2 protein-coding genes and 1 pseudogene are annotated in these 2983 nt (G+C 62.4%); 1 reads left to right on the plus strand and 2 read right to left on the minus strand.

Annotated elements, in window-relative coordinates:
- On the plus strand, positions 1–784 hold a 784-nt coding region (locus EOA38_RS32265; protein ID WP_127301129.1), incomplete at its 5' end, for an IS110 family transposase.
- Positions 785–1102: 318 nt separating this feature from the next.
- Here EOA38_RS32265 and EOA38_RS32270 read toward each other — a convergent pair.
- Together EOA38_RS32270 and EOA38_RS32275 are read right to left on the minus strand one after the other, a co-directional pair.
- Positions 1103–2116, minus strand: a pseudogene (locus tag EOA38_RS32270) (IS256 family transposase); the annotation flags it as partial.
- A gap of 387 nt (positions 2117–2503) precedes the next feature.
- Positions 2504–2983: LysR substrate-binding domain-containing protein (locus EOA38_RS32275; protein ID WP_245480975.1), on the minus strand; the 480-nt coding region annotated here is incomplete at its 5' end.

The following is a 2983-nucleotide window of genomic DNA, read 5'->3' on the forward strand; positions in this document are numbered from 1 at the left end:
GAAGTGCCCGCATGCCGATCTGTTCAACCGTCGGGGTCGCGCCTGGCTCGAGCAGCAGGTGCTTCCCGACGACGAGCGGACCGCTATCGCCCGCCACATCCGCGAGATCGATCGCCTGGCCGAGGATTTGGCTGACCTCGATCGCGACATCGCCCGGGAAGCGGTTGATGATGTGCAAGTCCGGCGACTTCAGACGATCACCGGTGTCAACGCCATCGTCGCGAGCGGTATCATCGCCGCCGTCGGCGACATCCGGCGGTTCCGCGAACCGCAGAAGCTGGTGAGCTACTTCGGCCTCAATCCGCGTGTGCGCCAATCCGGTCTTGGCTTGGCGCAATATGGCCGGATTAGCAAACATGGGCGTTCCCATGCCCGCGCCATGCTGGTCGAGGCCGCCTGGGCGGCGGCGAAGGCGCCCGGACCGCTCAGGGCCTTCTTCCTGCGCATCCGCAACAAGCGCGGCCATCAGGTCGCCGCCGTGGCGGTCGCCCGCAAGCTCGCGGTGTTGATCTGGCATCTGCTGACAAAAGAGCAGGACTACTTCTGGGCTCGCCCGGCGCTGGTGGCGGCAAAGCAGAGGCAGCTCGCTCTCAAGGCTGGCGCGCCGGGGGAGCGCGGTGTCGGTCGCCGCGGTTCGGCTTACGCCTACAACGTGAAGGAGTTGCGAAACAGCGAGAAAGCCGCGGCCGAGAATGCCGAGCGTGCCTACGAGCTGATGGTTCGGCATTGGCGGCCACGCGGGCCGAAGCGGCGCACGGACGCCACAAAGGAGGAACGACTATAAGGCTGCGTGGCGGCACTCTCATCCCCTACACCACTCTTTGCCACGTGGTCGTCCGTGCCGGACAAATATAGCATAGGGAATGTGCCGGCACGACCGCCGTCTCGGTCCGCTCCAGACTGGCGCCGTGCTCGACGCCGTCAAGGCGTGGCCTTGAAACCTCGCAGCCGGCCGTGCCGCCACCGCACCGGCCAGCCTTGACGGCGTCTCGACACGCTCGCACGGGAAATCCTGTGGGCCGGGACGAAGAAACAGGCTCACCTGAAGCCGAACAAAGAAACGAACAGGAGTCGAAAAAGCCAAAAAACCGAAATCAGGCTTGTCGATGTCATCCGTGGTGTAGATGATCCGGCGCACGCTTTCGGGGAAGGCGAAGAACGGCACCACGTGTTGCCAGTTGCGCCGCCAGCTCTGGGTGATCGCCGGATACCGCTGGCCCCAGTAGCCGGCGTCGAAGGCATCGAGCGCGGCCAGGCCGGCTTCGGCGTCCTTGGCCCGGTATATCGCCCGCAGCGCCGGCACGACAGGTTTGCGGTCCTTCCAGGACACGAACTCCAGCGAGTGGCGGATCAGATGCACGATGCAGGTCTGCACGACCGTTTGCGGGAAGACGGCGTTGATCGCTTCAGGAAAACCCTTCAGGCCGTCGACGACGGCGATCAGGATGTCGGCCACACCTCGGTTCTTCAACTCGTTCATGACGCGCAGCCAGAATTTGGCGCCTTCCGTCTGCTCGATCCAGATACCCAATATCTCCTTGCCGCCGTCGGGCAGGATGCCGAGCGCGATGTAGATCGCCTTGTTGCGCACGAAGCCCTCGTCGCGGACCTTGACCCGGATCGCGTCGAAGAAGACCAGGGGAAAGCAGGCGTCCAACGGCCTGTTCTGCCATTCGGCGACCTCCTCGAGCACGGCGTCGGTGACGGCCGAGATCAGGTCCGGCGAGACGTCGATGCCATAGAGTTCCTCCAGGTGGCCGCGGATCTCGCGCACGCTCATGCCGCGCGCATACATGGATACGATCTTGGCGTCGAAATCGGGAAAGCGGCGTTGATACTTAGCGATCAACTTCGGGTCGAAGGAGCCGGCACGGTCACGCGGGATCGAAAGTTCGAGCTTCGACGTGCCCGTCAGAACCGTCTTCTTCGAATGTCCGTTGCGCCGGTTCGCCAGCCCTTCGGCTTGCTCCTCGTCAAGATGATCATCCAGTTCGGCGTTCAGTATCCGCTCCGAAAGCGCCTTCTTCAGATCGTCGAGCAAACCGTCCTTGGCAAACAGTTCCTGTGGGTCGCGCCCGGCAAGCAACCGGTCCAGAAGTTCCTTCTCAATGGCCATGCGATGATTCTCCTTTCCATCATCATGGCCTCACGCACAAGATTCCTGACAGTCCCGGCGAGAAGCCGCGTGCCTATTGGCTCGCGTCACGGCGGTCCTGGACATGACTGAGGTTGCCGACGATCCGCAGGTTCGTGCGCGAGAGATGGTGGTCGAGCGGTCCGGGGCTCGCCAGATCGCACCGGCTCCGCGATTTTCTGAAACCCCTGCCTCGATCCGGTCCGCGCCGGCGCAGCCAGGTCAACCCAACAGGCAGGTCCTCATAGAACTGGGCTATGATGAAAGGAACATCGAACTCATCGTTGCGAGTGGGGCAGTCGGTACGGTAGACCTTCGTTAGCTCGGCACTATGGCAGTCTCGCGGTGCGGATCAGTTTGCATAGCGCTCTAAGCGTTCGGCCCGTCATCCTCGCTTGCACAGATCTGTTGGAACCAATCGGTAAACGCGTCCACGGCGGGGCCCGCATCAGGGGCCCTTAAAAGGTAGTACCCTTGATCTTCAAGCGTCGCAATTTCTGATAGAATCACGAGATCGCCCTGCGCTATCTCCCGTCGGAACACCTGGATCGGACAAAGTGCGACGCCATGTCCGGCCATGATGGCGCCCGTCAGAAGATTGAAATCCTGATAGATCGGCCCGCGTAGCGGCTTGATACGCGCCATGGCGGCCTTCTCGAACCATTGCGCCCAGCCATCCAAGCTTTCATCGTGCAGCAGGTCCGCGCCTTTCAATCCATTGCTGTGGAGAATCTCGGGTTTCTGCTGCACGTAGTGGGCGCTCGCCACCGGCTTGTTCATGCGTGAGAAAAGCCTGATCGACCGGCAGGCCTCGCTGTCCGCGCGGCTAAGCGTGATCAGGACATCGTG

Source organism: Mesorhizobium sp. M1E.F.Ca.ET.041.01.1.1 (assembly GCF_003997355.1).
GTDB lineage: Bacteria > Pseudomonadota > Alphaproteobacteria > Rhizobiales > Rhizobiaceae > Mesorhizobium.